The sequence below is a fragment of the Magnetospirillum sulfuroxidans genome, from assembly GCF_018224925.1.
In the GTDB taxonomy this organism is placed as follows: domain Bacteria; phylum Pseudomonadota; class Alphaproteobacteria; order Rhodospirillales; family Magnetospirillaceae; genus Magnetospirillum; species Magnetospirillum sulfuroxidans.
Genome location: NZ_JAGTUF010000015.1, coordinates 57,194 through 81,698 on the forward strand (window position 1 = coordinate 57,194; position 24,505 = coordinate 81,698).

The 24,505-nt window shown below is 61.7% G+C and carries 28 protein-coding genes; 22 read left to right on the forward strand and 6 right to left on the reverse strand.

Translation table 11 applies throughout. The annotated features are described in order from the left end of the window. The first annotated feature begins 82 nt into the window (after positions 1–82). Positions 83–610, forward strand: a complete 528-nt coding sequence (locus KEC16_RS14545; RefSeq protein WP_211550195.1) for a hypothetical protein — start codon at positions 83–85, stop codon at positions 608–610. Positions 611–704: 94 nt separating this feature from the next. Here the strand turns inward: KEC16_RS14545 and KEC16_RS14550 are convergent, their stop codons facing one another. Then, the gene (locus KEC16_RS14550) at positions 705–953 is read right to left on the reverse strand and encodes a sulfurtransferase TusA family protein (RefSeq protein ID WP_211550197.1); all 249 of its coding nucleotides are present in this window, start codon (positions 951–953) and stop codon (positions 705–707) included. 99 nt (positions 954–1,052) lie between these two features. On the opposite strand from KEC16_RS14550, the gene KEC16_RS14555 reads away from it, so the two are divergent. From KEC16_RS14555 to KEC16_RS14635, 17 genes are all read left to right on the forward strand, one after another. Next, positions 1,053–1,475 carry a Ros/MucR family transcriptional regulator gene (locus KEC16_RS14555; protein WP_211550199.1) on the forward strand — a complete coding sequence of 141 codons (423 nt, stop codon included), beginning with the start codon at positions 1,053–1,055 and terminating at the stop codon, positions 1,473–1,475. A 95-nt stretch (positions 1,476–1,570) separates the two neighbouring features. After that, entirely contained in the window at positions 1,571–2,002 is a 432-nt protein-coding gene (locus tag KEC16_RS14560; RefSeq protein WP_211550201.1) for a Fur family transcriptional regulator, read from the forward strand. Between the two features lie 54 nt (positions 2,003–2,056). Beyond that, complete coding sequence (locus tag KEC16_RS14565; protein ID WP_211550203.1) at positions 2,057–2,869, forward strand: GNAT family N-acetyltransferase; 813 nt, start codon at positions 2,057–2,059, stop codon at positions 2,867–2,869. A gap of 9 nt (positions 2,870–2,878) precedes the next feature. Beyond that, positions 2,879–3,688, forward strand: a complete 810-nt coding sequence (locus KEC16_RS14570) for a lysophospholipid acyltransferase family protein (RefSeq protein ID WP_211550205.1) — start codon at positions 2,879–2,881, stop codon at positions 3,686–3,688. Positions 3,689–3,824: 136 nt separating this feature from the next. Then, entirely contained in the window at positions 3,825–5,150 is a 1,326-nt protein-coding gene (gene miaB, locus KEC16_RS14575) for a tRNA (N6-isopentenyl adenosine(37)-C2)-methylthiotransferase MiaB (protein ID WP_211550207.1), read from the forward strand. Further along, complete coding sequence (locus KEC16_RS14580) at positions 5,147–6,127, forward strand: PhoH family protein (protein ID WP_428846062.1); 981 nt, start codon at positions 5,147–5,149, stop codon at positions 6,125–6,127. Before miaB ends, KEC16_RS14580 begins: the two co-directional genes overlap by 4 nt. Beyond that, positions 6,124–6,645, forward strand: coding sequence for an rRNA maturation RNase YbeY (ybeY, locus tag KEC16_RS14585; RefSeq protein WP_249209208.1), 522 nt, complete (start codon positions 6,124–6,126; stop codon positions 6,643–6,645). Before KEC16_RS14580 ends, ybeY begins: the two co-directional genes overlap by 4 nt. Positions 6,646–6,722: 77 nt before the next feature. Then, on the forward strand, positions 6,723–7,625 hold the full coding sequence (locus KEC16_RS14590; RefSeq protein WP_249209209.1) for a hemolysin family protein: 903 nt from the start codon (positions 6,723–6,725) through the stop codon (positions 7,623–7,625). Next, positions 7,625–9,232, forward strand: a complete 1,608-nt coding sequence (gene lnt / locus KEC16_RS14595; RefSeq protein WP_211550211.1) for an apolipoprotein N-acyltransferase — start codon at positions 7,625–7,627, stop codon at positions 9,230–9,232. The genes KEC16_RS14590 and lnt overlap by 1 nt, the downstream gene beginning before the upstream one ends. Positions 9,233–9,354: 122 nt before the next feature. After that, complete coding sequence (locus KEC16_RS14600; RefSeq protein ID WP_211550213.1) at positions 9,355–9,840, forward strand: helix-turn-helix domain-containing protein; 486 nt, start codon at positions 9,355–9,357, stop codon at positions 9,838–9,840. 255 nt (positions 9,841–10,095) lie between these two features. Continuing rightward, complete coding sequence (gene metK / locus KEC16_RS14605) at positions 10,096–11,268, forward strand: methionine adenosyltransferase (RefSeq protein WP_211550215.1); 1,173 nt, start codon at positions 10,096–10,098, stop codon at positions 11,266–11,268. Continuing rightward, positions 11,268–11,984, forward strand: a complete 717-nt coding sequence (gene trmB / locus KEC16_RS14610; RefSeq protein WP_211550217.1) for a tRNA (guanine(46)-N(7))-methyltransferase TrmB — start codon at positions 11,268–11,270, stop codon at positions 11,982–11,984. Before metK ends, trmB begins: the two co-directional genes overlap by 1 nt. A 61-nt stretch (positions 11,985–12,045) precedes the next feature. Further along, positions 12,046–12,792, forward strand: a complete 747-nt coding sequence (locus KEC16_RS14615) for a TerC family protein (protein ID WP_211550219.1) — start codon at positions 12,046–12,048, stop codon at positions 12,790–12,792. 93 nt (positions 12,793–12,885) lie between these two features. Next, positions 12,886–13,335 carry a tellurite resistance TerB family protein gene (locus tag KEC16_RS14620; protein ID WP_211550221.1) on the forward strand — a complete coding sequence of 150 codons (450 nt, stop codon included), beginning with the start codon at positions 12,886–12,888 and terminating at the stop codon, positions 13,333–13,335. Between the two features lie 30 nt (positions 13,336–13,365). Further along, positions 13,366–13,704 carry a ferredoxin FdxA gene (fdxA, locus tag KEC16_RS14625; RefSeq protein ID WP_211550223.1) on the forward strand — a complete coding sequence of 113 codons (339 nt, stop codon included), beginning with the start codon at positions 13,366–13,368 and terminating at the stop codon, positions 13,702–13,704. 296 nt (positions 13,705–14,000) lie between these two features. After that, positions 14,001–14,495, forward strand: a complete 495-nt coding sequence (locus KEC16_RS14630) for a CarD family transcriptional regulator (RefSeq protein ID WP_211550225.1) — start codon at positions 14,001–14,003, stop codon at positions 14,493–14,495. Between the two features lie 142 nt (positions 14,496–14,637). Further along, entirely contained in the window at positions 14,638–15,450 is an 813-nt protein-coding gene (locus tag KEC16_RS14635; protein WP_211550227.1) for a hypothetical protein, read from the forward strand. A gap of 68 nt (positions 15,451–15,518) precedes the next feature. Here KEC16_RS14635 and htpG read toward each other — a convergent pair whose 3' ends face one another. Then, positions 15,519–17,381, reverse strand: a complete 1,863-nt coding sequence (htpG, locus tag KEC16_RS14640; RefSeq protein WP_211550229.1) for a molecular chaperone HtpG — start codon at positions 17,379–17,381, stop codon at positions 15,519–15,521. Positions 17,382–17,620: 239 nt separating this feature from the next. Here htpG and hpf point away from each other — a divergent pair, with 239 nt between their 5' ends. Both hpf and KEC16_RS14650 read left to right on the forward strand, forming a co-directional pair. Continuing rightward, the gene (gene hpf, locus KEC16_RS14645) at positions 17,621–17,974 is read left to right on the forward strand and encodes a ribosome hibernation-promoting factor, HPF/YfiA family (RefSeq protein ID WP_211550231.1); all 354 of its coding nucleotides are present in this window, start codon (positions 17,621–17,623) and stop codon (positions 17,972–17,974) included. Between the two features lie 184 nt (positions 17,975–18,158). Further along, entirely contained in the window at positions 18,159–19,016 is an 858-nt protein-coding gene (locus KEC16_RS14650) for a LysR family transcriptional regulator (protein WP_211550233.1), read from the forward strand. On the opposite strand, the gene KEC16_RS14655 is transcribed toward KEC16_RS14650, so the two are convergent. Together KEC16_RS14655 and ddpX are read right to left on the reverse strand one after the other, a co-directional pair. Beyond that, positions 19,013–19,240: a hypothetical protein gene (locus tag KEC16_RS14655; RefSeq protein WP_211550235.1), complete on the reverse strand. Its 228-nt coding sequence runs from the start codon at positions 19,238–19,240 to the stop codon at positions 19,013–19,015. The two genes, KEC16_RS14650 and KEC16_RS14655, sit on opposite strands and share 4 nt — an antisense overlap. A 210-nt stretch (positions 19,241–19,450) precedes the next feature. After that, on the reverse strand, positions 19,451–20,020 hold the full coding sequence (ddpX, locus tag KEC16_RS14660; protein WP_211550237.1) for a D-alanyl-D-alanine dipeptidase: 570 nt from the start codon (positions 20,018–20,020) through the stop codon (positions 19,451–19,453). Positions 20,021–20,099: 79 nt separating this feature from the next. On the opposite strand from ddpX, the gene tsaB reads away from it, so the two are divergent. Next, entirely contained in the window at positions 20,100–20,756 is a 657-nt protein-coding gene (gene tsaB / locus KEC16_RS14665; protein ID WP_211550239.1) for a tRNA (adenosine(37)-N6)-threonylcarbamoyltransferase complex dimerization subunit type 1 TsaB, read from the forward strand. A 2-nt stretch (positions 20,757–20,758) separates the two neighbouring features. Next, on the forward strand, positions 20,759–21,217 hold the full coding sequence (locus KEC16_RS14670; protein ID WP_249209211.1) for a GNAT family N-acetyltransferase: 459 nt from the start codon (positions 20,759–20,761) through the stop codon (positions 21,215–21,217). On the opposite strand, the gene KEC16_RS14675 is transcribed toward KEC16_RS14670, so the two are convergent. Beyond that, positions 21,214–21,480, reverse strand: a complete 267-nt coding sequence (locus KEC16_RS14675) for a hypothetical protein (protein ID WP_211550241.1) — start codon at positions 21,478–21,480, stop codon at positions 21,214–21,216. The two genes, KEC16_RS14670 and KEC16_RS14675, sit on opposite strands and share 4 nt — an antisense overlap. 248 nt (positions 21,481–21,728) lie before the next feature. Continuing rightward, on the reverse strand, positions 21,729–24,503 hold the full coding sequence (polA, locus tag KEC16_RS14680; protein WP_211550243.1) for a DNA polymerase I: 2,775 nt from the start codon (positions 24,501–24,503) through the stop codon (positions 21,729–21,731). Between the last annotated feature and the right edge of the window lie 2 nt (positions 24,504–24,505).

Here is a 24,505-nt window from a genome sequence, read left to right on the forward strand (position 1 = left end):
TGGGGAGATCAACCATCAGTGATACCCAGAGTATAGTTTTGGGCGGTGCGTATCAACTTTGCGTCCCCGAGAGGATGATTTCATGTTCAAGCGTTTGATTTCAGCAGGGGCGGCGGTGATTGCGGCTTTGACCTCGGCGTGCGAGGACGGTCCGGCCACTGTTCCCGGCGGGTGGCGCAGCGCGGCGGCGTGGAGTTCCATGGTGCATGCCAGCGCCTCGGGGGCGCTGTGGCTGGATGTTCACGGCCACCCCTTCGCCGCCGCCGAAGGGGTGGCGGATGCGGCGGCGGCGGCCATGACCAATCAATTGGTCGGCCGGCAACTGGCGTTCACGGCGCGCCGCGACCAGGCGGGCAAACCCGATTTCCGCGTCGTCTTGGTCTTTAATCCGCCGGCCAATGCCGATCCGCGCGATCTTTGCGCCGGGGTCATCGCCACCGCCGCCGCCGCCGATCCTGGCGACAAGATCACCGTCCTGGCGGCGTTTTGCGATCAATCCGGCCTGTTGTCGTCGGTGCAGGGCTGGGTTGCCAAGGTCGGCGGTCCCCATGATCCGCGCTTTCGCCGCCTGCTCGGCCAAGTGACCCGCGATCTGTTCGGCACGCCGTAATTGTGGCCACGGAATCTTGACCGCTTTGAATAAGGCTTAAAAAGCCGCATAGGCCTTTGAGTTCTTGACGGAAGTCAAGAGCCGCTGCCGGCGCTTATTTCTTGCGAACCACCAGCCGATGCGGGCCGTGGGCGGCGTCGCCGTCTTCGGCTTGAATGCTGACAATTTCATGGCCTAGTTCCGCCAGTGATTTGGGGACGTTGGTCAAAGGTTCCGTGCCTTGCAGCCTGATTTCGGCCACCTGACCAGCGGTCATTTTTTCGATCAGCAATTTAGCGCGGACGAAGGTCATCGGGCAGACGTCGTTAGTTATGTCAAGGCAGTAGTTGAATTGTTCAGTCATGCGTTTTACGCCACTTAGATTGTTGCTATTGGATATTGCGAGCGGAATAATAAGGAACTATATAAGGCCCACTCGTCTTAACCGGAGGCATGCTCTTAAATGTCGGAGCGTTCGAACACCAGCGACCTTTTGTCCCTGACCACGGAAATCGTGGCGGCGCATGTCGCCAATAATACCGTGGCAGTCAGTGATTTGCCGCAGCTGATCAACGAGGTTTTTCGCACCCTGGCTTCCGTCGGCAGTGCGCCGGTGGCGCCCGAGCGCCCGCAGCCGGCGGTGCCGGTGAAGAAGTCGGTCAACCCCGATTACATCATCTGCCTGGAAGACGGCAAGAAGCTGAAGATGCTGAAGCGTCATCTCAAGACCGCCTATAACATGAGCCCGGAAGAATACCGCGAGCGCTGGGGTCTGCCGGCCGATTATCCGATGGTCGCCCCCAATTATGCCGCGCATCGTTCGTCCTTGGCCAAGAAGATCGGTCTGGGCACCAAGCCGCGCAAGCGGCCGGTTCGCCGCGCCTGATCATCGCCATAATTTTTTTGTGGGCGCCGCAGGGATTTCGCTTGCGGCGCCTTTAGTTTATGATCTGCCCCGAATGAACCTGACCAAGGGCCGCCATGGTTTCGCGTATTGAGCAGCGTTGCATCGACAAGGGCATGAAGATGACCGACCAGCGTCGGGTCATCGCCAAGGTCCTTTCCGATTCCGAGGATCATCCCGACGTGGAGGAGGTCTATCGCCGCGCGACCACCCAAGATCCGCGGATCTCCATCGCCACCGTTTACCGGACGGTGCGGCTGTTCGAGGAGGAAAATATCCTTGAACGCCATGATTTCGGCGATGGCCGCGCCCGTTACGAAGAGGCGCCGAGCGAACATCACGACCATCTGATCGACGTCAATTCGGCTCGGGTGATCGAGTTCACCAGTCCGGAAATCGAGGTGTTGCAACGCGAGATCGCCCGCCAACATGGCTTCCGTCTGGTTGGCCACCGTTTGGAATTGTACGGAGTTCCGTTGACTTCCAGCGTCGATTCCGACGACAAATAGCCAAGGCGGAGCTGGGGGCTTTTCCTTGGCGTCCATTCAATCAGGCGAGGATGCATGAGTTCGCAGGAGAACGGGGCCGAGGCCGGGGGTTCGCGCCTTGAGGTTCGGTTGGCTGCCAATGATGAGGAAATCATTGCGGCCCAGGCGTTGCGCTACCGCGTCTTCTACGAAGAAATGGGGGCCAAGCCGTCCGCCGAAATGGCGGCAAAGCAGTCTGATTTCGATCCCTTCGACGATATTTGCGATCACCTGCTGGTGCTTGATCCGGCCCGCGGCAGTGGTGGCCGCGCCGTGGTCGGCACCTATCGCCTGATCCGCCGCGAAGTGGGCGAAGCTCACGGCAAGTTCTATACGGCCAGCGAATACGATATCGCCAAGATTCTTGATAAAGGCGGCAAGTTCATGGAACTGGGCCGTTCATGCGTCGATGTCGATTATCGCACCGGCACGACCATGCAGGTCATGTGGTCGGGCATTGCCAATTACGTCTGGGATCGCGGCATCGAACTGATGTTCGGGTGCGCGTCGTTGCCGGGCACCGATCCGGCGGCGCTGGCGACGCAATTATCCTATCTGCACCATCACCACCTGGCGCCCGAGGAAATCCGCCCCCGTGCCTTACCCGATCTGTATGTGGACATGAATTTGGCCGACAAGGACAGCCTTAATCCGCGCCGCGCCTTGGCCTCGCTGCCGCCGCTGATCAAGGGTTATCTGCGCTTGGGCGGCTTTGTCGGCGATGGGGCGGTGATCGACCATCAGTTCAACACCACCGATGTCTGCGTCATGGTCAAGACCGAGCTGGTGACGGCCAAATACGCCAAGCACTATGATCGTACCGGCCGCGATGTCTCGGGCCAGCAATAAGGGCCGGTCATGACCAATCGTTTCGTCGGCATTGTCCGCTTTCTCGGCTTCGTCTTCTGGACGCTGATCGCCATGGGGCCGTATCTGGTGCTGCTGGCGCTGCGGCCGCACAGCTGCATCGGCTACACACAGCGCTATTTTCACATCGTCGCCCGGATCTGTGGCTTTAAGGTCAAGACCCGAGGCATCCCGGTTTCGGTGTCGGGGCCGGTGCTGTATGTGTGCAATCACGCCAGCTACCTTGACATCATTGTCTTGGGCAGCGTCATCAAGGCCAATTTCATCGCCAAGGCGGAAGTGGCGGGCTGGCCCGGCTTCGGCTTTCTTGCCCGCATCGCCCGCACCGTCTTTGTCGCCCGCAAGCGCGGCGGCACGGCGGGAGAGCGCGATGCCCTGGCCAATCGGCTGAAAGCCGGCGATTCGTTGATGCTGTTCCCCGAGGGAACGTCCAACGACGGCAACCGGGTGCTGCCGTTCAAAAGTTCGTTGTTCGCGGTGGCGGAAATGCGCGGCGCCGATGATGCCCCGCTGCCGGTGCAGCCGGTTTCCATCGCCTATACCCGGCTGGATGGCATGCCGTTGTGCCGGGCCTTGCGGCCGTTTTACGCGTGGTACGGCGACATGACCTTGGGCGGACATTTGTTGGACGCCTTGAGCTTGGGCGAGGTGGTGGTCGAGGTGATCTTTCATCCGGTGGTCAATCTGGCCGAATTCGGTGACCGCAAGGCGCTGTCCAACCATTGCCACGATGTGGTGACGCAAGGGGTGGTGATGGCCTTGGCCGGTCGGCTGGACGCCCCGGTCCCGCTGGCGCATTGAAAGTGTCACCTGTGGATATCTTGACTCCTGGGGCGGCGATGTTAGCTTTTAACCCTTATGGCGGACGATTTTCCCTCGGCGCGGACCAATGTGGCATTGGCGGCGTCGGCGGCGAAAAGGCCGCAGGCAGATGGCATTGACCAAGAAACTTTTCGTCAAGACTTATGGCTGTCAGATGAACGTCTACGACTCGGCGCGTATGGCGGATGTTTTGGCGCCCTTGGGCTATGGCCCCGGCGAGACGCCGGAAGATGCCGACATGGTTATCCTCAATACCTGTCATATCCGCGAAAAGGCGTCCGAGAAGGTGTTCTCGGAACTGGGGCGGTTGCGTCAGATCAAGGCGGACAAGGATGGCGGGCTGATCATCGCCGTCGCCGGTTGCGTCGCCCAGGCCGAGGGCGAGGAAATTCTGCGCCGCGCCCCCTTTGTCGATATCGTGCTGGGGCCGCAGACCTATCACCGTTTGCCGGAAATGGTGGCGCAAGCGGCGCGGGCCGGCGGCGCCGTGCTTGATACCGAATTCCCCATCGAACCCAAATTCGATTTCCTGCCCGATGCCCGTGCCGATGGTCCGGCGGCGTTTTTGTCGGTGCAGGAAGGCTGTGACAAGTTCTGCACCTTTTGCGTCGTCCCCTATACCCGTGGCGGCGAATATTCGCGCCCGGCGCCGGCCATCTTGGCCGAGGCGCGCAAGCTGGCCGATCAGGGGGTGGTCGAAATCACCTTGCTGGGGCAAAACGTCAATGGCTGGCACGGTGACGGCAAAAGCTTCGGCTGGCTGATCCGTCAGGTCGCCAAGATCGATGGAATCGAGCGGATCCGCTTCACCACCTCGCATCCTCGCGACATGGATGACGATTTGATCGCCGCCCATGGCGAGGTGTCGAAATTGATGCCATTCCTGCATCTGCCGGTGCAGGCGGGCTCGAACCGCATGCTGGAGGCGATGAACCGTCGCCACGACCGCGATTTTTACTTCGGGCTGGTGGAAAAGTTGCGGGCGGCACGGCCGGATTTGGCGTTGTCGTCGGATTTTATCGTCGGCTTCCCCGGTGAAACCGATGCTGATTTCGCCGATACCTTGGACCTTGTCCGCCAGGTTGGCTTTGTTCAGACCTATTCCTTCAAGTATTCATCCCGTCCCGGCACCCCGGCCGCCGGCATGCCCCATCAGGTGGACGAAGCGGTCAAGGAAGCCCGCTTGGCTGAATTGATGGACCTGTTGCAAGACCAGACCAACCGGTTCAACGCCCATTGCCTGGGGTTGGAAATGGCGGTGGTTCTGGATCGCGTCGGCAAGCATCCGGGGCAGATGATCGGACGCTCGCCCTATATGCAGCCGGTGCACGTTGACAATGTCGCGCATCTGGCGGGCAAGCTGGTCAATGTGCGCATCAGCGAAATTCACCCGCGCAGTTTGAGGGGTGAAGTCATCCACAGCGAAAGGATCCGCGCGTGAGCGACATCTCGCCCCGGCAAACCACCCTGCTGCGCGAGTTCACCAACAACGCTTTGTCGCAAGTGCTGTTCGGTCCCCACAACGTCAATCTGGACCGGATCGAACGCTTGCTCGGCGTGGCTTTGAACGCGCGTGGGAATTCCGTGTCCATTTCCGGGACGCCGGAATCGGCGGCGGAAGCGGCTCGCGTTTTGGATGATCTTTATGCCCTGGCCGGCCGCCAAGGGCATCTGGAAACCGCTGATGTCGATGCCGCCACGCGGATGAACGAGCCGCGTCCCCATACCGACGAGCTGGTGCTGCGCACGCGCAAACGCCACATCGCCCCGCGCACGCCGACGCAGGCCGATTATCTCACGGCGCTCAACCAATGCCCGCTGGTGTTCGGGCTGGGGCCGGCCGGGACCGGCAAGACCTATCTGGCGGTGGCTAAGGCCGTGGCGCTGATGCTGGCCGGCGAGGTCGACCGGATCATCTTGTCGCGGCCGGCGGTGGAGGCGGGCGAGCGTCTGGGCTTTTTGCCCGGCGATCTCAAGGAAAAGGTCGATCCCTATTTGCGGCCGCTTTATGACGCCCTGCACGACATGCTGCCCGGCGATCAGGTGATGAAGAAATTGACGGCGGGCGAGATCGAAGTGGCGCCGTTGGCCTTCATGCGCGGGCGCACGCTGGCCAATTCGTTCATTATTTTGGACGAAGCGCAAAACACCAGCCCAATGCAGATGAAGATGTTCCTGACCCGGATGGGCGAGCATTCCCGCATGGTTATCACCGGCGATCTGTCGCAGACCGATTTGCCGCCGGGCACACGCTCGGGGTTGCGCGACGCGCTGGATACCCTGATCGACATTCCCGGCGTATCCTTCATCAATTTCACTGACCGCGACGTGGTGCGCCACGATCTGGTCACCCGCATCGTCCGCGCCTATGACCGGGCCGAACGCGACCGCAAGCAAGGCAAGGGAGAACCCGTTTGAGCAGCGCCGAAATCGACGTCGCCATTTCCATCGAGGACGAGGCCTGGACCCAGGCATTGCCAGGGGTCGAGGAATTGTGCCGAACCATGGCGGTGGCGACGGTCCAGATGGCCGGCGGCGTCCTGGACGGGCCGATGCTGGAAATCAGCGTGGTGCTGAGCTCGGATCAGGCGGTTCAAAACCTCAATCGGGATTGGCGCGGCCAGGACAAGCCGACCAACGTGCTGTCCTTCGCCGGGCTTGATGATGACGAAGCGCCGGTGGTGATCGGGGCGCCGGTCTTGTTGGGGGATGTCGTTCTGGCTTTCGGCGTGTGCGCGCGCGAAGCGGCCGAGCAAGGCAAAAGCCTGTCCCATCACGCCGCCCATCTGGTGGTGCACGGCACCTTGCACTTGCTGGGCTGGGACCACGAGGAAGACGAGGTCGAAGCCGAGGAAATGGAACAGATGGAGACGGCTATTTTGGCCGGCTTCGGTATCGCCAATCCTTATGCCGAGGGAGAGGGCCTGGGATCATGAGCGAACCCCATAGTCGCCCGCCCCGTGAAAACGGGGCAAACGTGAAGATGTCCCGTGAAAACGGGGCAAACGTGAAGATGTCCCGTGAAAACGGGGAATCCGGTGGGTCGGGGGCGTTGGCCGACGATTCGCTGATGGATGTGGTGCGCGGCTGGGTGCGGATGCTGCGGCGGACCAAGGGCGGCGAATCGGTGCGCGAGGCGCTGGAAGACCTGATCGAGGATCGTGACGATTCAGGCGTTCCCATCGATGACCACGAACGCATCTTGCTGGGCAATATCTTGCACCTGCGCGACGTCACCGCTTATGACGTCATGGTGCCGCGGGCCGACATCGTCGGGGTCGAGGATGACGCCAGTCTGGACGATTTGACAGAATTGTTCTGCCGCTGCGGTCATTCGCGCCTGCCGGTGCATCGTGGCACCTTGGACGATATCATCGGCATGGTGCACATCAAGGATGTGCTGACCGCGACACGGGTCGACAAAGCCTTTCAGCTTCAGCGCATCGTGCGGCGGGTGCTGTTCGTGTCGCCGGCCATGCGGGTGACCGACATGTTGCTGGAGATGCGGCTGAAACGCACGCACATGGCCTTGGTGGTGGACGAATACGGCGGCATCGACGGTCTGGTGACCATCGAGGATCTGGTCGAGCAGATCGTCGGCGAGATCGAGGACGAGCACGATCAGGACACCAATGCCGATATGTCGATCCGTTCCGACGGGGTGATCGAAGCCGATGCCCGCACCCCGATCGAGGAATTCGAGGAATTGCTGGGACCGGTTCTGACCGAAGAGGAACGCGACGAAGTCGATACTTTGGGGGGGTTGGTGTTCTTCATCGCCGGGCGCATTCCGTCGCGGGGCGAGTTGATTAATCACCCCTCGGGGCTGGAATTCGAGGTGGTTGACGCCGATCCTCGCCGGATCAAGTGGCTGCGGGTGCGCCGGTTGGTTGCGGCCGTGGAAGGCGAATCCTGATGGCCGCCGCCGTGCCGAGCCTGCTTTGGCGGGGGTCGCCGTCCGGCCTGGGGCGATGGGGGGCCATCGCCAGCCGTGCCGCCGCCATGGATGGTTGGCGGCGCCGGGTTTTGCTGATCCTGTTGGGTGGCCTGGCCACCTTGGCGTTGCCGCCCTTGGGGGCGTTGCCGGTTCTGTTGCCGTCCTTGTGCGGGTTGGTGTGGGTGCTGGAAGGCGCGCGCACGCGCCGGCACGCCTTTGGCGTCGGCTGGTGGTGGGCTTGGGCGTGGTACGCCATCGGGTTTTATTGGATCGGCAATGCCATGCTGGTCGATCCCGAGCGTTTCGGTTGGATGATTCCCTTCGCCACCTTGGGGTTGGGGGCGGTGCAGGCGGTGTTTATCGGCATCGCCACCTTGCTTACCCACCTCACTCGGGTCGGCGGCATTTCCCGTGTGCTGGTGCTGGCGGGGATGTGGACGGTGATGGAATGGGTTCGCGCCTGGTTTCTGACCGGCTTTCCCTGGAATCCGCTGGGATCGGTCTGGGACGCGGTGCCGGCGGTGCTGCAACTGGCCTCGGTCGTCGGCGTGTTCGGGCTGTGCGGTTTCACCATTTTGGTGTTTGCCTTGCCGGCGGCCTTGGCTGATTTCCTCAGCCGCCGCCAGCATCGGCTGGTGCTGGCGGCGGTGGTGGCGCTGCTGGGCGGCGCTGTCGCCTTTGGTCAGGCGCGGTTAGCCGCTCACCCGACCGAAACGGTCCCTGGTATCCGCTTGCGGCTGGTGCAGGCGGCTATCGCCCAGCGGCACATGTGGCGGGACGATCTGCGGAAAAGCCAGTTGCTGGATCACGTCGAGCTGTCGCGCGGTCCGGGCTTTGACGCCATCACCCATGTGGTTTGGCCGGAAACGGCGGCGCCGTTCTTCCTTGATCTGGATGTCGCCAACCGCGCCGTGGCGGCGACGGCGGCGCCGGTCGGCGGCATGCTGTTGACCGGGGCGCCGCGCATCACCCCGCAAGGGGTCTTGCCCATGCATTTGTGGAACAGCCTGATGGCCCTTGATGCCAGCGGGCAGGTGCGGGGGGTTTATGACAAGGTCCACCTGGTCCCCTTTGGCGAATACGTGCCGTTGCGCGGTCTATTGCCCATCGACAAGCTGACCGCCGGCGGGATGGATTTTTCCGCCGGGGCTGGTTTGCGCACCTTGGATATTCCCGGTTTGCCGCCGGTGGGGCCGTTCATCTGCTACGAAGCGGTTTTTCCCGGTCAAGTTGTGGGGCGCGACCAAAAGCGGCCTGAATGGCTGCTGACGGTCACCAATGATGGTTGGTTCGGAAAATCGGCGGGACCGCACCAACATCTCGCCGCGGGGCGCATGCGCGCGGTCGAGGAAGGGTTGCCGCTGGTGCGGTCTGCCAATACGGGCATCTCGGCGATAATAGATCCACTTGGCCGTGAAATGCACAGGCTGGCTTTGGGGCAACGCGGCGTGGTGGACGGAGAGTTGCCACGGTCGGTATCGCCCACCCTTTATGGTCGTTGGGGCAATGCGGTGCCGTTGATCCTGGCGGGACTTCTTCTACTGCTGGGGATGCTTGGAAAAATTTCGCGAATCTCCAGGGCTTGATTTCCGGCTGGCGGGATTATTTGCTGATCATCACCCGATTGACTTGCATACAACCTCGGTCATAAGGTGAGCCAGGACAGATTTCGCCGTCCATCACTCAAGGCAGCAGCCGGAACGATCACATGGTTGAGACAACGCGTAAGGAAAAAGCCACTCCTCGTAAGGGGAGCTCCCGCGGGCGGACGCCATCGGGTAAACCCAATCCCATCGACGTGCATGTGGGAGGGCGCGTGCGCCTGCGTCGGACGCTGTTGGGCATGAGCCAGGAAAAGTTGGGCGACGCCTTGGGCCTGACCTTTCAGCAGGTGCAAAAATACGAACGCGGCGCCAATCGCGTCGGCGCCTCGCGTTTGTTCGATCTGTCGCGCGTGCTTGACGTTCCGGTCAGTTTCTTCTTTGACGACATGAACGACGAACTCAAGGCGCAAAGCCCGGCCCTGATCGCCGGCATGACCGCGCTGGAAGAGCCGCCCGCCCATTTCGAGCATGATCCCCTGGCCAAGCGGGAAACCCTGGAATTGGTTCGTGCCTATTATCGCATCGCCGATCCGCAGGTCAGAAAGCGGGTTTATGAATTGGCCAAGGCTTTGGCCGATTCGTCCGACTGACGATAACCACGTTGATGGCGGGGGAATCGACGCATTCCCTCGCTATTTTCGTGCGATTGCCCTTGACGACAGGCGCTGTCGCCTGCCACAAGGGCGGCCCTGGGTGTCGGCATAATATGCCGTGGACCCAGCGTGGAGATTTGTGACCGCTTGCCGCCACGTTAAGCACCGGCTAAGTGGGTGCATCGCGATGGCTCATCCGTTCCATTCCGAATGCCCCTGGTCCACCATGCCTGGAACTAGGAGGGCTTGCCCGTGTCGAAGAAAAATTTCCTGTTCACGTCCGAATCGGTTTCCGAAGGCCATCCCGACAAGGTGTCGGATCGGATTTCCGATGCTGTCGTCGACGCCTTTTTGGCTGCCGACCCGCATTCCCGCGTCGCGGTTGAAACCCTGACCACCACCAATCTGATCGTGCTGGCCGGTGAAGTGCGTGGCCCGGCTTCGGTCAACGCGGCGCTGATGGAAGACATCGCTCGTCACGCGGTCAAGGATATCGGTTACGAACAGGATGGCTTCCACTGGAAGAACGCCAACGTTCAGGTTCATGTGCACCAGCAATCCGCCGACATCGCCGTCGGTGTCGATGCCGCCGCCGAAAAGGACGAAGGCGCTGGCGACCAGGGCATCATGTTCGGTTATGCCTGCAACGAGACCCCGGTGCTGATGCCGGCGCCGATCTATTTCGCCCACGAAATCCTCAAGTCGCTGGCCGAAGCCCGTCATTCGGGCGCCCAGCCGCTGCTGGGGCCGGATTCCAAGAGCCAGGTGACCTTGGAATATCGCGATGGCAAGCCGGTGCGCGCCACCTCGGTGGTGGTTTCGACCCAGCATGACGGCAGCCTGTCCCAGGCCGATGTGCGCGATATCGTTCGTCCGCACGTGCTTGACGTTCTGCCGAAAGGCTGGATGTGCCCGGAAGATACTTTTTACGTCAACCCGACCGGCCGTTTTGTCATCGGTGGTCCCGACGGTGATTGTGGCCTGACCGGCCGTAAGATCATTGTCGATACCTATGGTGGCGCGGCTCCGCATGGCGGCGGCGCGTTCTCGGGCAAGGATCCGACCAAGGTCGACCGTTCGGCCGCCTATGCCTCGCGCTATCTGGCCAAGAACGTGGTTGGCGCCGGTCTGGCCGATCGCTGCGTCATCCAGCTGTCTTATGCCATCGGCGTTTCCAAGCCGTTGTCGGTCTATGTCGACACCTATGGCACCAGCAAGGTCGATGAAGACAAGCTGTCGGCCGTGTTGCAGGAACTGATGGATCTTAGCCCGCGTGGCATCCGGACCCATCTGGGCCTGAACAAGCCGATCTATGCGCGCACCGCGGCTTACGGCCATTTCGGCCGCAATCCCGATGCCGATGGCGGCTTTTCGTGGGAAAAGCTGGATCTGGTCGATCAACTCAAGCGCGCCTTTGGTGCGTGATGGGCAAGGGCGACGGCCAGAGGCCGGCTGACGACAAGCCGCGCTTTTTTGGCCGGCGGCGCGGCAAGACGCTGCGCCGGACCGCCGTGGGCTTGATGGAAACGATGCTGCCCCGGTTGGCGATCACGCCGCCGGGGCAGGGTTGCCCGGCGCTTGATCCCGTCGCTTTGTTTCCCCGCCCGATCCAGGCGGTGTGGCTGGAGGTCGGCTTTGGCGGCGGCGAGCATGTGGTGGCCCAGGCGGGGTTGCATCCTGAAATCGGCTTGATCGGCTGCGAGCCGTTCAATAACGGCATCGCCAGTCTGCTCGGCCATCTGGCCAATAGCGAAATCGACAGCGTCCGCATTTTCCCCGACGACGTTCGTCAATTGCTGCCGGCTTTTCCACAGGCCTCGATCGGTCGCGTCTTCGTGCTGTTTCCCGATCCGTGGCCAAAGAAACGCCATGCCGAACGTCGGTTTATCGGCCGCGACAATCTGGATGCCTTGGCTCGGGTCATGGCCGATGGCGCCGAATTACGGGTGGCGTCCGACGATCCGGTCTATCAGCAATGGGCGGCAGAACAATTGCGCGCTCACCCCGATTTCACCGAAATCCAAGTGACCAGCGATCGCGCCGCCTTGCCGGCGGATTGGCCGGCAACCCGCTACGAACAAAAATGCCTGGCGGGCCGCGATCCGGTATTTTTTCGCTTCGCACGGCGGAATCGCGACTGACGCTCTGGAAAAGTCTTGGGTTGGTTCTTACACTCCGGGCCGAAATTGCCAAGGGATGTGAATGATGGAATGGCTTAGCGATCCGCAGCTTTGGATCAGTCTGCTGACTTTGGCGGCGCTGGAAATCGTTCTGGGCATCGACAATCTGGTGTTCTTGACCATTTTGGCCGACCGCTTGCCCGAGCCGCAGCGGCCGGCGGCGCGCAAGCTGGGGCTGGGTTTTGCCCTGATCACCCGTTTGGCCCTGCTGGCGTCATTGTCATGGATTGTCGGTCTGGTCGATCCGGTGTTCACCATCTGGGAGCACGCGGTGTCGTGGCGCGACATTATCCTGATCGGCGGCGGGTTGTTCTTGCTGACCAAGGCCACCCATGAAATTCACGGTTCGCTGGAAGGCGAGGAAGAGGGAGAGGGCGGTTCCGCCGGCAAGGTGGTTGCCGCGGGCTTTGTCGCCACCATCGTCCAGATCGGTATTCTCGATATCATTTTCTCGCTCGATTCGGTGATTACCGCCGTTGGCATGGTCGATCAGTTGGAAGTGATGGCGGCGGCGGTGATTATCGCCGTCATCGTCATGCTGATCGCGGCGGGGCCGCTGTCGAGCTTTGTTTCGGCGCATCCCACCGTCAAGATGCTGGCGCTGTCGTTCCTGCTGCTGGTGGGCATGGCGCTGATCGCCGACGGCTTGGGCTTCCATATTCCCAAGGGCTACCTGTACTTCGCCATGGGCTTCTCGGTTCTGGTCGAGGCGCTTAATCTGCTGGCGCGGCGCAAGCGCAAGCCGGTCAAGCTGCGGAATTCGCTTTAGCCGCCTGTTCTCGGCGGATTAACCACAAGTGCATCAGGGTTGTTGCTCTGGTGTGCTTGTGCTAAGGCTTGCGCCGATTTTTAGGGATGAGTGATGTTCGGCCGTCTGCGTGCCTTGTTTGTGTCCAATGATGACGGCGTCAGTGCCCAGCGACGCCTGCAATTGGCCGCTGCCGCCGTTTTGGCCGAGGCGGCCTCGTTGGACGGGCAGGTGGATGAGGTCGAACAGCGGCGAATCACCGAGCTTTTGGCCCGGCATTTCCAGCTTTCCCAAGCCGAGGCCCAGGATTTGTTGGCAGAAGCCAGCGTGCTGGCGCAGCAATCGGTGCAATTGGTTGGTTTCGCCCGCACCATCAAGGATGGCTTCGAGGCGAGCGAACGCATCGAGTTGATCGAAATGTTGTGGGATGTGGCCTATGCCGATGGCCATCTGCATGAATACGAAGCCAATCTGGTTCGCCGGATCGCCGGCCTGATCCATGTTCCCGATCAGGATGCCGGCGCCGCCCGCAAGCGGGTGATGGCGCGACTGGGAATACAGTGAGATAACGAGTCTGCCGATCTGGAGTCGATCATGGCCTATGTGGTGACCGAGAACTGCATCAAGTGCAAGTATCAGGATTGTGTTGAAGTTTGCCCGGTGGATTGCTTCTACGAGGGTGAGAATTTCCTGGTCATCAATCCGGACGAATGCATTGATTGCGGCGTCTGCGAGCCGGAATGTCCGGCCGAAGCCATTTTCCCCGATTCCGACGATGCCGCTGCCGCCTGGGCGCAGGCCAATCGCGATTATGCCGGAATTTGGCCGAACATCACCCGCAAGGGCGAGGCTCCGGCCGATGCCGATGCCTGGAAGGGCAAGCCCGGCAAGGCCGACCTGCTGTCGCCCGCGCCCGGTAAAGGCACCGCCTGATCCCGCACGGGATTGTGATTTAACTGGCCAGCCCGGCCCACCTGAACGGTGGCGCCGGGCTTTTTACCGTGCTTTCATCGGATCGTCATGGTATAAGAGCCAGTCCGCCGAGCCATGTCTCGCGGACAGCATAAGCGGCTCTGGGGAGCCCGTGGGCCGTGCGCCTATCCCCAAGTGTACAATTTGATTGACTGATCCTCCGCCCGACATAAGGACGTGGCCGGAAGCGCCTTCGGCGTTTCGTTGAAGGTTGGCCGTCGTTCGTCGCCGTGCGGACCCAGCAGGGAAGAGAGCAAATGTCGAGCGTTTCTTTCGCCGAAGGTGATTATGTGGTTTATCCGACCCATGGCGTTGGCCAGGTGATGGCCATCGAAAACCAAGAAATCGGCGGCATGAAGCTGCAATTGTTCGTCATTACCTTCGATCGCGATCGTATGACGCTCCGTGTTCCGGTGGCCAAGGCCACCAAGTCTGGCCTGCGCAAGCTGTCGTCGCGCACGGTCATGGACACCGCCTTGTCCACATTGAAGGGCCGGGCCAAGGTCAAGCGCACCATGTGGAGCCGCCGCGCCCAGGAATACGAAGCCAAGATCAATTCCGGCGACCCGGTCTCCATCGCCGAAGTGGTGCGCGACCTGCACCGCAACGCCAACCAGCCTGACCAGTCCTACAGCGAACGCCAGATTTATGAAGCGGCGCTGGAACGTCTGGCCGCCGAATTGGCCGCGGTCGAGCGCATTGATGCCGATGCCGCTGCCGCCAAGCTGTGTGAATTGCTCACCGCGGCTTGAGGCAAGAAGATGATGAACGCGGTCCCTGGCGCTGTCAGGGGCCGCGTTTTCATTGTGGCGGAGCTTGCTCTTAATCGTGGGCGTTGACGGATTCCCTCGCGCCTGCGACCATGCCGCTGCTGCAAGCAGGAATAACGTGGGCATGTCCGCCAATATTTCAGAAAACAACGTCTTTGCCACCCTGCGGGGAACTGGCCGGATCTGGGCCGTGGGCGCTATCCACGGCGAGGTGAGCCGCGCCCGCGCCCTGCACGCGGCCTTGGCCGAAACCATGAAGCCGGGCGACCAGATCGTCTATTTGGGCGACATCTTGGGCTATGGCCCCGATGTGCGGGCGGCGATCGATGAAGTGCTGGTGTTCCGCCGCGCTTTTCTCGCCCAGCCCGGTGTCGAGGTCGATGACATCGTCTTTTTGCGCGGCGCCCAGGAAGAGATGTGGCAAAAGCTGCTGCAATTGCAATTCGCCCCCAATCCTGGCGACGTATTGAAATGGATGATCGACCATGGCATCGGTCCGACCTTGGCCGCCTATGGCGGGAATGTCGAAGAAGGCATCCTGGCGGCGCGGGACGGCATTTCGGCCCTGACCAAGTGGACGTCGGCCCTGCGCCAGAACATGCGGCTTTATGACGGCCACACCACCTTGATGGGGGTGTTGAAGCACGCGGCCTTTACCGATGATGAAGGCCTGCTGTTCGTTCATGCCGGCATTGATCCGACTAGGCCGCTATCGGCGCAATTGGATGCTTTTTGGTGGGGCTCGGCCGGCTTTGAATTGCTGGAGGGGGCTTACGGCAATTTCCGTCTGGTGGTGCGCGGGTCCGACCGCCGCCGTGGCGGGGTGCGCGTCGGCGCCTTCACCGCTACCTTGGATTCCGGCTGTGGCCAGGGCGGCCCCCTGACCGCCGCCTGTTTCGGCGCCGACGGCCAGATCCTGCACATGCTGGAAGCGTAGACGGCTGGCGTTGTCGGCCGCATGAAAATGGTGCCCCCGGCCCCTGGGCGGGACCGGGGGGCACGTATTCAGCCGATACCCTTTTCCATGATCGCGGCCAACCGGCGGGCGAATTCCACCGGATCGGCGGGCTTTTCGCCTTCGACGATGCGGGCCTGATCCAGCAACAGCCAGGACGCATCCTCGACGGCCTCGCGGCCGCTGGCCTTGACCCGTTCGGCCAGGGCCTTGATCAGGCCGTGGCGCGGGTTGATCTCCAAGATACGCGGGGTGTCGTGGTCGACCTGATTATGGGCTTTCAGCAGCTTTTCCAGATGCAGGCTCATTTGACCGGAATCGGTGACCAGGCAGACGGCGGAACTGGTCAGCCGGTCCGAGGCGCGGACATCCTTGATCTTGTCGCCCAAATTCAGCTTCAAGGCGGCGATCAGGGTATCCAGGCTGGCGGCCTCGGTCGCTTCCGGCTTGGCGGCCTCGGCTTCCGGGTCGGCCTTGACCGCCGACAGATCGGCGGCGCCATCGGTAACCGCGATCAGCTTCTTGCCGTTCCATTCGCCCACGGCCGGCACCCAGAATTCATCAATGGCGTCGGTCAGCAGCACCACCTCGATCCCCTTGGCGAGGAAGCCTTCCAATTGGGGGCTTTTCCGCAAGGCGGCGACGCTGTCGCCGGTGGCGTAATAGATCGCTTCTTGGCCGTCCTTCATGCGGCCGACAACGTCATCGAGGGTGGCCCAGCCGTCGCCATGGGTGGTCTTGAAGCGGGACAGGGCGACGATATCGGTCTTGCGCTCGAAATCCTCGTAGATGCCTTCCTTCAGCACGGCGCCGAAATTTTCCCAAAAACCGGCATAGCCTTCGGCATCGGCCTCGGCCTTTTTCTTCAGTTCGGACAGCACCCGCTTGACCAGGCCGGTCTTGATCTTGGCCAGGATGGGGTTGTGTTGCAGCATCTCGCGGCTGATGTTGAGCGGCAAATCCTGGCTGTCGACCACACCGCGCAGGAAGCGCAGATAGGGCGGCAGCAGATCATCGGCCTGATCGGTGATGAAGACGCGCTTGACGTAAAGCTTGAGGTGGTTCTTGCGCTCGGGCTGGAACAGGTCGAAGGGCTTCGAGCCGGGCACGTACAGCAGGCCGGTATATTCGATGGCGCCTTCGGCCTTGTAATGAATGGTCAGCCACGGCTGGTCGAAGGCGTGGGCGACGTGGTGATAGAATTCGGTGTATTGCTCGGCGGTGATGTCGGATTTTGACCGCGTCCACAGGGCCGAGGCGGAATTGACGGTTTCTTCGGTTTCGCCATCGACCAGGATCACCGGAATGGCGATATGGTCGGAATAGCGCTTGATGATGGATTTCAGCCGGAAGGCGTCAAGATATTCATGGGCTTCTTCGCGCAAGGACAAGGTCAGGCAGGCGCCGCGCTGGGCGCTTTCGTCCTCGGTGATGGTGAATTCGCCCTTGCCGTCGGAAACCCAGCGCCAGCCCTGGCTTTCGCCAGCCTTGCGGGTGGTGACGGCGACCTGATCGGCGACCATGAAGGCGGAATAGAAGCCGACGCCGAACTGGCCGATCAGGCTGGTGTCCTTCTTGGCGTCGCCGGTCAGCCGGCTCATGAATTCGGCGGTTCCTGACTTGGCGATGGTGCCCAGGTTGTTGATCAGGTCTTCCTTGTTCATACCGATGCCGTTATCGGCGATGGTCAGCGTACCGGCATCCTTGTTGATGGTGATGCGAATGCGATATTCGCCGTCGCCACCGGTCAGATCGGCCTGCGTTTGCGCGCAATAGCGCAGCTTGTCGCAGGCATCCGAGGCATTGGAGACCAGCTCGCGCAGGAAGATTTCCTTGTTGGAGTACAGCGAGTGGACGACGAGATCCAAAAGCTTGGCGACTTCCGCCTGAAATTCCCGCTTTTCTTCGGCCATGACGTGTTTTCCCATCCCTATATCCGGGGTCAGACAAAGCTTGCCATGCGTGGGCAAGCGCTCTGATATGAGGCGGTTCGGGAAAGGTTGCAAGCCCGGCCGCAATTGGCAACAATGGATGCCCCCTTCGTTGTTGCTCTGGGCAGGACGAATGGGTATGTATAGCGGCCCCGCGGGCGCGGGCCGAGGTTGCGCCGCCCAAGGAATCGGCGCAACACTAGAGAAAGCAGGAGACGTTCATGCAGAATCCCCTCCAGATCACCTTTCACGGGATCGATCATTCGGAAGCCGTTGAGAACCGCGTGCGCGAGAAGGTGGCTAAGCTGGAGCAATTTTTCGATCGCATCACCTCGTGTCGGGTGGCCATCGAATCCAACCACAAGAATTCGTCCAACCTGCATCACAAGGGCGATTCGTTCCTTGTGCGCATCGACTTGAATGTTCCGGGATCGGAATTGGTGGTCAAGCGCGAATCCGACGAGCACGAAGACGTCTATGCCGCTTTGAAGGGTGCCTTCCAAGCCATGGAACGTCAGCTCAAGGAATACGTCGCCCGTTCGCGTGGTGACGTCAAGGCGCGCGCTAACGCCTGATTCCGGCGCTTTCGCCGACCAAAGCACTCGATGCCCTGGATGGGCGTCGGGTGCTTTGTTGCGTTTGCCCCATGGCGCAGTCATTGGAATTTTCGATTAAGTCCCCCAGATGTGTTGATGTTTGGCCCCTTCTGGAGTAGAAGGCGCCAATCTTCGCAAGTGCGAACGTGACTTTAGGCATTCCATGAACATCGATCTGGCGCGGACTTTTCTGGAAATCGTCGAAACCGGGAACTTCAATAAGGCGGCGGAACGCCTGGGAGTGACGCAATCGACCGTATCCATGCGCATCAAGGCGCTGGAAGACGAATTGGGGCGGTCGCTGTTCACCCGCTCGAAGACCGGAACCGAGCTGACCGCCGCCGGCACTCAGTTCCGCCGCTATGCCGCCACCATGGTGCGGGTGTGGGAACAGGCACGTCAGGAAATCGCCCTGCCGCCCGGCTTCAAGACCGTGCTGAACGTGGGGGGGCAGTTCTCGCTGTGGGATCGGTTGCTGGTGCAATGGATTCCGTGGATGCGCACGGCGCTGCCCGATGTGGCGCTGCGGGCCGAGGTCGGCCTTTCCGATGGCTTGATGCGCCGCCTGGGCGAAGGGACGCTGGATATCGGCGTCATGTATTCGCCGCAGGCGCGGCCGGGCCTGCATATCGAAAAATTGCTGGAAGAACGTCTGGTTTTGGTCTCGACCCGCAGGGGCGATGGCGATGACTGGATCAAGGATTATGTTTTCGTCGATTGGGGGCCGGAATTCCGCCAAGCCCATGGCCAGACCTTCCCCGATCAGCCATCGCCTGGGGTGACCGTCGGTCTGGGCGCCTTGGGGCTGCAATATATCTTGTCGTCAGGGGGATCTGGCTATTTCCCCATGCGGGTGGTGCGGTCCTATCTGGCCGCCGGCCGTCTGTTCGCGGTGGAAAACGCCCCGGAATTCCGTCGCCCGGCCTGGCTGGTCCATCCCCAGGACGAGGCGCGGGAAGAATGGTTCCACACGGCGCTGGATGGATTGCGCCATGTGGCCTCGCTGGAAAGCGAAGATTAATTGGGAATGAAGCCGACCAGCGCCCGCAGTTGATCGGCGGCGACGCCGTCGCGGGCCATCAGGCGAATCAGCACGTCGTCGGACAGCAAGTCTTCCAGGCGCGGCTCGTCATTGCCCAGATATTGGCGGGCGCGACGGGCTTTTGTCGCCATGGGAAAGGCGGCGGTCGCGGTGGACCGGCTGTTGACGCAAGGGGTGGCGGGCGTACAGGCATTGTTGATCATGTGTCCCCCCTGTTGTGTTGACGTGGTCATGAACCAGTATAAGCAGTTGCGACCTGCGTTTGTCTATCCGTTCAGAAGTATCTGTTCCAAGACAAAAGTCGCAAATTTATGTAAAAGCATTATCAATTATTGCGCCGCACCATATGGCGCTGCACCTGTCAGCCCTCATATGGGCCGACACGGACAATAGACAAGGGGAAAATGGCAAAATCACGGCATCATGCGATCGGGGCCGAGAATCGAATCGCTGAGGACCGGATGATGGGCGCGAGCATCAAACAATTGATAATGCCACCATTCATTGCGATAGAAATCCCAGCCGGCGGTGGTCATGATCCCCATCAGCAAATGGCGGTTGCGCTGCGCCGCCGCGTCGATGTCCTGGTTGCCGTGATGAGAGCGGGGGGTGAAGGCGTCAAAAGCCGTTCCCATGTCCAATTCAGCCCCGCTATGGCCGTCAATCAGGGTCAGATCCACGGCCGCGCCCATGGAATGGGGTGATCCCCGGCGCGGATCGGCCAGGAAACCGGGGTCGGGGGTGTGGTTCCACAACAGCCATTGCGCCTCGGCCGGACGAAAGGCGTCGAAGATTTTCAGGCGCAGGCCCAGCGGTTGGGCCAGGGCGATGGCCCGACACAGCAAAGCCTCGGCCTCGGTGTTGAGAAAACAGCCGGCTTGCGCGGCATAGACCGGCTGTCCGGTGAAATTGCCGGCGGTGGCGTATGCCAGGTCGATGTCCACGTCGTGGCTGGCGGGGGTGATGCGGACAAGCGGCGTCATGCAAACCTCGTTTTGTTTCTGGCCTTTTGGCCATGGTGCTGTGCAGTATAGCGGCCCCGCTTACCACCCGGTCAATGCGATGCTGATTCTTGCTCTGGATTCCGCTGGTTCCGCCTGTTCGTCCGCCTTGTGGCGTGACGGCGTGGTGGTGGCGCGACGCTTTGCCGCCATGGCCCGGGGTCAATCGGAAGCGCTGATTCCCATGGTGCAGGCGGTCATGGACGAAGCGGGATGCGCCTTCGGCCAAGTGGATTTGCTGGCGGTCAGTGTTGGCCCTGGCGCGTTCACCGGGATACGCATCGGCCTGTCGGCGGCGCGGGCCTTGGCCCTGGCGGCGGCCAAGCCGCTGGCCGGCATTGCCACCACCGAGGCCATCGCCGCCGCCATTCCAGCCGGCGAACGCCAGGATCACACGGTGATGGTGGTGGTGGATTCACGTCGCGCCGAATTATGGGTGCAAGTATTTTCGGCCGACCTTGTGGCGTTGGGTCCCATCCAGGCGCTGCTGCCGGAACAGGCGGCCTTGGCGGTTTCCGCTTCCGGGCCGGTGATCCTGGCCGGCGATGGCGCCGCCCAGGTGGCGCATTTGCTGCCCGGCGCGCGCCTGGCCAGCACTGACGGCTTTGTCGATGCGGTGCAGGTGGCGCAATTGGCGGCGGCCCGCTGGCCCGCTGGCGTGCTGGCGCCGGAGCCGCTGTATTTGCGGCCCGCCGATGTCACCTTGGCGTGTGCTTGATCATGGACCTGATCCCCGCCGCCCTGGCGCACGCACAATTGCTGTCGAGCATCCATTGCATCTGCTTCACCGACATGTGGTCGCCCGAGGCGATGGTCGAATTGCTGGAAATGCCCGGGGCCGAAGGGTTGTTGGCCGTCGATGGCGGTTCGTTGACGCCGTCGACCCAGCCGCCCGGACCGGCCGGTATGGTGTTGTGGCGCAATATCGGCGACGAGGCGGAAATCCTGAGCATCGCCGTTCTGCCGCCATGGCGGCGCAGTGGCTTGGGGTGGCAATTGCTGGACGCCGCGGTGCGATCGAGCATCGCCAAGGGGGCGGCGGTGATGTTCTTGGAAGTCGCTGCCGACAATGCCGGGGCACAAAATCTGTATTTGCGCAGCGGCTTCGTCAAGGTGGGGGTGCGCAAGCGCTATTACGCCGACAAGGATGCCTGGGTCATGCGGCGGGATTTTTACTAACCGCCGGTTCCGTGCTCCAGTTTTTCCATTAATTCGCGGATTTCATCCAGACGCTGGACCAGGGCGATGATGCCCAGGGTTTCCTCGACCTGATTGCGTTCGGTCATCAAGGCGGCGCGTTCGGCTGCGTCGGCATGCTTGAAGCGGGCATTCATGCCTTCTTCGTACAGGGCATACTGATCCAGGGCGTCATCCAACTGGGCGTCCAGGCACTTTTTTTCATCCTGCAAGGCCGCGAGATCTTGCGCGTGAGGCGCGGTCATCTTAGACGACCAAGCGTTTCAAGGGTGGCGACATCCATGCTGCATTCTCCCGCCTCCCGAACCTGTGTTATCGACAGGACTTCCCCAAAGCCCAGACCAGGCGGACCCTATATCGAAAGCAGGTGTTAGGGAAGGGGTTCAATGGGATTAATACTCGCAATTCTGTCGCGTGTATTGATTTGTGCTTATCTGTTGTCGCTAAATTGAAATACTCATGAATACAGCGTAAATGAGTTATCGGTTCTTTATTAATGCGCATCACCCCAATTGGCGCCGAACCCGGCATCGACAACCAAGGGGACGTCCAGGGTGGCGGCGCTTTCCATGACCCGACGGACCACGGCGCGGGTCTGCTCCTTTTCCGCTTCGGCGACTTCCAGCACCAATTCGTCATGGACTTGCAGCAGCAGCCGCGCCGACAGATTTTCCGCCGCCAGGGCGGCAGGCAGGCGAATCATGGCCCGCTTGATGATATCGGCGGCGCCGCCCTGGATCGGGCCGTTGATGGCGGCGCGTTCGGCGAAGGCGCGCATGGCGCCGTTCTTGTCCTTGATGCCGGGGGTATAGACCTTGCGGCCAAAGGGGGTCAGGACGAAGCCGTTGGCGCGGGCTTCTTCCTTGGTGCGTTCCATGAAGGCGCGGATTTCGGGAAAACGGCCGAAATAGGCATCGATATAGGATTTGGCCTCGCCGTTGGAAATACCCAGTTGCTGGGCCAAGCCGAATGCGGAAATGCCGTAGATGATGCCGAAATTGATGGCCTTGGCCCGGCGGCGCAGGGCCGGATCCATGCCTTCGACGGGGACGCCGAAGACTTGCGAGGCGGTGATGGCATGGATGTCGGCGCCATCGTGGAAGGCCCGCTTCAACCCCTCGATGCCGGCGACATGGGCGACCAGCCGCAGCTCGATCTGCGAATAATCGGCCGACAGCAGGGTGTTGCCGGGATCGGCGATGAAGGCGTGGCGGATCTTGCGGCCTTCTTCGGTGCGGATGGGGATGTTTTGCAGATTGGGATCGGATGAGGACAGCCGCCCGGTCGTGGTCACCGCCAGCGAATAGCTGGTGTGCACCCGCCCGCTGCGCGGATTGATCTGGGCGACCAGGGCGTCTGTATAAGTGCCCTTGAGCTTGGACAATTGCCGCCAGTCCAGCACGCGGGCGGGCAGGTCGTGGCCTTGCGCAGCCAGTTCCTCCAGCACCTCGGCGCCGGTGCCCCATTGCCCGGTCTTGGTCTTCTTGCCGCCGGCCAAGCCAAGGTCTTCGAACAGCACCTTGCCCAATTGCTGGGGCGAGCCGACATTGAAGTCGCGCCCGGCCAGGGCCTGGATATCGACCTCAAGCTGGGCCATGCGCTGACCGAATTCCGCCGACAACGCCATCAGCGCCGGCTGATCGACCTTGATGCCGTGGCCTTCCATGGCGACGATCACCGGGATCAAGGGGCGTTCCAGCGTTTCATAGACCGTGACCATGCGCTCGGCCAGCAGGCGGGCCTTGAGGAAGCGGTGCAGACGCAAGGTGATGTCGGCGTCCTCGGCCGCATAGGCCAAGGCCTTGTCCAGCGGCACGCGGTCGAAGGTGATCTGGTTCTTGCCGCTGCCGCAAACGGCGGCGAATTTGATGGTGTCGTGGTTCAGATGCAGCGCCGCCAGTTCGTCCATGCCGTGGCCGTGGCTGCCGCCGTCCAGCACGTAGGACAGCAACATGGTGTCATCGACCGGGGCCATGCTCAGTCCGGCCTGGGCCAGGATCTGCATGTCGTATTTAATGTTGTGGCCGACCTTGAGCACCGACGCATCCGCCAATAGCGGCGCCAGCATGGCCAAGGCAAGGTCGCGCGGCAGGATGGTCGGGCCGGCGGCGGCGGGGGCGTCCAGCAGCAGCGAACCTTGGGCCGGGCCGCTATCATGCTTGACCGGGATATAGCAGGCGCGGCCGGGGGCGGTGGACAGCGATACCCCGACCAATTCGGCCTTGAGCGGGTCAAGGCCGGTGGTTTCGGTGTCGATGGCCACCAATCCGGCACGGCTGGCCTCGGCGATCCAAGATTGCAGGGCTTCGGCGCTGGTCACCAATTCATAGGCGGCGGTCACCACGGCCGGCGCGGCAATGAATGTGGACGCGGCCGCCGGGACGGTGGCGGCGGCTGGGGTGGCGGTCGAGCCACCCAGACGGGCGACGATGCTTTTAAAGCCCTGGACGGCAAGGAAATCGGCCAAAACCTGACGGTCGAACGGACGCTTGGCGAAGCTGTCCAGCGGTTGGGTTACCGGCACGTCTTGCTTAAGGCGGACCAATTCGCGGCTGGTGCGGGCGGCGTCGGCGTTGTCCAGCAAGGTCTGGCGGCGCTTGGGCTGCTTGATCTCGGCGGCGCGGGTCAGCAAGGTGTCAAGGTCGCCGTATTCGCCGATCAATTGGGCGGCGGTTTTCACGCCGATGCCCGGCACGCCCGGCACGTTGTCGGTGGGGTCGCCGCACAGGGCCTGGACATCGACCACCTTGTCGGGGGCGACGCCGAATTTTTCGAACACTTCGGGTGCGCGGATGGTGCGGTTCTTCAAGGTGTCGAGCATCTCGACGCCATCGCCCACCAACTGCATCAGGTCCTTATCCGACGACACGATGGTGACCTTGGCGCCGCGGTGCCGGGCCTGGGTCGCATAGGTGGCGATCAGGTCATCGGCCTCGAATCCCTCCATCTCGACCGAGGGAACGTTGAAGGCGGCGACAACGTCGCGGATCAGGGAAAATTGCGGCACCAGATCTTCCGGCGCCGGCGGCCGATGGGCCTTGTATTCGGGGTAGATATCGTTGCGGAACGACAGCCGCCCGGCGTCGAAGATCACCGCGACGTAATCGGCGTCGGTGTCGTTCAACAATTTCAGCAGCATGGTGGTGAAGCCGTAAACGGCGTTCACCGGGGTACCATCGGGCCGCGACATGGCCGGCAAGCCGTGGAAAGCCCGGAAGATAAAGCCAGAGCCATCAACCAGGAAGACGTGACGTGGTTCGCCGGCCACCG

Bases quoted from the DNA above. Each gene is read 5' to 3' on its own strand.
- KEC16_RS14560 (WP_211550201.1), top strand. From the start codon at position 1,571: ATGGTTTCGCGTATTGAGCAGCGTTGCATCGACAAGGGCATGAAGATG.
- KEC16_RS14675 (WP_211550241.1), bottom strand. From the start codon at position 21,480: ATGACCGCGCCTCACGCGCAAGATCTCGCGGCCTTGCAGGATGAAAAA.
- KEC16_RS14615 (WP_211550219.1), top strand. From the start codon at position 12,046: ATGATGGAATGGCTTAGCGATCCGCAGCTTTGGATCAGTCTGCTGACT.
- tsaB (WP_211550239.1), top strand. From the start codon at position 20,100: ATGCTGATTCTTGCTCTGGATTCCGCTGGTTCCGCCTGTTCGTCCGCC.
- KEC16_RS14635 (WP_211550227.1), top strand. From the start codon at position 14,638: ATGTCCGCCAATATTTCAGAAAACAACGTCTTTGCCACCCTGCGGGGA.
- KEC16_RS14565 (WP_211550203.1), top strand. From the start codon at position 2,057: ATGAGTTCGCAGGAGAACGGGGCCGAGGCCGGGGGTTCGCGCCTTGAG.
- lnt (WP_211550211.1), top strand. From the start codon at position 7,625: ATGGCCGCCGCCGTGCCGAGCCTGCTTTGGCGGGGGTCGCCGTCCGGC.
- trmB (WP_211550217.1), top strand. From the start codon at position 11,268: ATGGGCAAGGGCGACGGCCAGAGGCCGGCTGACGACAAGCCGCGCTTT.
- KEC16_RS14620 (WP_211550221.1), top strand. From the start codon at position 12,886: ATGTTCGGCCGTCTGCGTGCCTTGTTTGTGTCCAATGATGACGGCGTC.
- KEC16_RS14670 (WP_249209211.1), top strand. From the start codon at position 20,759: ATGGACCTGATCCCCGCCGCCCTGGCGCACGCACAATTGCTGTCGAGC.
- KEC16_RS14545 (WP_211550195.1), top strand. From the start codon at position 83: ATGTTCAAGCGTTTGATTTCAGCAGGGGCGGCGGTGATTGCGGCTTTG.
- KEC16_RS14650 (WP_211550233.1), top strand. From the start codon at position 18,159: ATGAACATCGATCTGGCGCGGACTTTTCTGGAAATCGTCGAAACCGGG.
- hpf (WP_211550231.1), top strand. From the start codon at position 17,621: ATGCAGAATCCCCTCCAGATCACCTTTCACGGGATCGATCATTCGGAA.
- htpG (WP_211550229.1), bottom strand. From the start codon at position 17,381: ATGGCCGAAGAAAAGCGGGAATTTCAGGCGGAAGTCGCCAAGCTTTTG.
- fdxA (WP_211550223.1), top strand. From the start codon at position 13,366: ATGGCCTATGTGGTGACCGAGAACTGCATCAAGTGCAAGTATCAGGAT.
- KEC16_RS14630 (WP_211550225.1), top strand. From the start codon at position 14,001: ATGTCGAGCGTTTCTTTCGCCGAAGGTGATTATGTGGTTTATCCGACC.
- KEC16_RS14655 (WP_211550235.1), bottom strand. From the start codon at position 19,240: ATGATCAACAATGCCTGTACGCCCGCCACCCCTTGCGTCAACAGCCGG.
- KEC16_RS14570 (WP_211550205.1), top strand. From the start codon at position 2,879: ATGACCAATCGTTTCGTCGGCATTGTCCGCTTTCTCGGCTTCGTCTTC.
- KEC16_RS14555 (WP_211550199.1), top strand. From the start codon at position 1,053: ATGTCGGAGCGTTCGAACACCAGCGACCTTTTGTCCCTGACCACGGAA.
- KEC16_RS14550 (WP_211550197.1), bottom strand. From the start codon at position 953: ATGACTGAACAATTCAACTACTGCCTTGACATAACTAACGACGTCTGC.
- KEC16_RS14600 (WP_211550213.1), top strand. From the start codon at position 9,355: ATGGTTGAGACAACGCGTAAGGAAAAAGCCACTCCTCGTAAGGGGAGC.
- ddpX (WP_211550237.1), bottom strand. From the start codon at position 20,020: ATGACGCCGCTTGTCCGCATCACCCCCGCCAGCCACGACGTGGACATC.
- KEC16_RS14590 (WP_249209209.1), top strand. From the start codon at position 6,723: ATGTCCCGTGAAAACGGGGAATCCGGTGGGTCGGGGGCGTTGGCCGAC.